2 protein-coding genes and 1 pseudogene are annotated in these 1,365 nt (G+C 63.2%); all 3 read right to left on the minus strand.

Annotation, left to right across the window (positions count from 1 at the left end):
- The coding region (locus tag ACM6UT_RS23275) for a dihydroxy-acid dehydratase domain-containing protein (protein ID WP_416799642.1) at nt 1-291 on the minus strand (291 nt) is incomplete at its 3' end.
- 101 nt (nt 292-392) lie between these two features.
- A complete protein-coding gene (locus ACM6UT_RS23280) occupies nt 393-989 on the minus strand; it encodes an NAD(P)-dependent oxidoreductase (protein WP_416799643.1) in 597 nt (198 codons plus the stop codon).
- Nucleotides 990-1,077: 88 nt separating this feature from the next.
- Nucleotides 1,078-1,305 (minus strand): annotated as a pseudogene (locus tag ACM6UT_RS23285) (NAD(P)-binding domain-containing protein); the annotation flags it as partial.
- Between the last annotated feature and the right edge of the window lie 60 nt (nt 1,306-1,365).

Consider the following 1,365-nt stretch of genomic DNA (forward strand, 5'->3'; position numbering starts at 1 on the left):
CCGCTTGCAGTTCTCGAAAGTGGGATGGACGGGAAACTCCATCGGAATCCCGCCTGCGTCGCGGATGCCGTCCCTGACGCGCCGGGCCAGATCGACATGGACGCGGTTGCACGGATTGATGTCGCTGCCCGTTTGGGCGATGCCGATGATCGGCTTGCCGGAACGGAGTTCCTCGGGGGTCGTCCCGTAATTCATGAAGCGCTCCAGATAGAGCGCCGTCATGTCGATGTGCTCGGGATTGTCGAACCAATCCCTCGACCGGAACCGTTTCTTCGGACCTGCCTTGCTCATCTGAGCACCTTTTCCTTGATTGCTGTCTCTCATCTGCTTGGATGCATGCTTGCCGAACGGCACCAGTGCCGGGGTCCGCTATGCTGTGTGGGATCTGGTCATTAACGGGTGGCGAAACCGTCAGACCGAAAATTGAGGATCAGCGCCGAATGATCCAGGTCTCCATAACGGTCGATGACCGAAGCGAATGCGGCTTCGAGTTGCTTGGTCAGCTCCAAGGGCAGACGTCGCTCAGCCGCATATTGCAGGGTATTGCGAATATCCTTCAGATGCGTGCTCGACCTGCCGCGCACGGAAAAATCACCGGCGATCATCCGCGGTCCGAGCTGTTCGAGCACGGCGCTGCCGGCAAGGCCACCGCGGACCGCCTCGAGAAAGGCATCGAGATCAAGCCCGCCGCTTCGCGCCAGCGCAATGCCCTCGCTTACGGCGCCAATCGTCACGCCGACGATGACCTGATTGGCGAGCTTGGCGATCTGCCCAGAGCCGGCTGGGCCGAGATAGGCCGGCCTGCCGAGCGGTTGAAGCACCGGAAGCACCCGGTCGAAAACCTTCCGATCGCCACCCACCATGATCGCAAGCCTGCCGGCTTCGGCGCCGGCGGTCCCGCCCGAGACTGGAGCGTCGAGCTGCGCGATGCCATGCTCGGCTAGACGTCGGCCATGTTCGAGAGCCTCCCATGGTGCGATGGAGCTCATGTCGATCAGGACGCTGCCTGGCCGCATCGNTGATCGCAAGCCTGCCGGCTTCGGCGCCGGCGGTCCCGCCCGAGACTGGAGCGTCGAGCTGCGCGATGCCATGCTCGGCTAGACGTCGGCCATGTTCGAGAGCCTCCCATGGTGCGATGGAGCTCATGTCGATCAGGACGCTGCCTGGCCGCATCGCAGATGCCGCACACCGTTTGAACAGGACGTCGGCCACCGCCGCTCCGTCAGTCAGCATGGTGATGACCACGTCCGCTTTGCCGACCGCCTCGGTGACATCCTCGAAAACGCGCAAGCCGGTCAGGTCCATGCCGCCCAGCTTTCCCGGATCGCGGTTCCAAACCGCGATCTCACCGAACTCGTCCGCCAG

It is taken from the genome of Ciceribacter azotifigens, assembly GCF_048159625.1.
In the GTDB taxonomy this organism is placed as follows: domain Bacteria; phylum Pseudomonadota; class Alphaproteobacteria; order Rhizobiales; family Rhizobiaceae; genus Allorhizobium; species Allorhizobium azotifigens.

Bases quoted from the DNA above. Each gene is read 5' to 3' on its own strand.
- ACM6UT_RS23280 (WP_416799643.1), bottom strand. From the start codon at position 989: ATGAGCTCCATCGCACCATGGGAGGCTCTCGAACATGGCCGACGTCTA.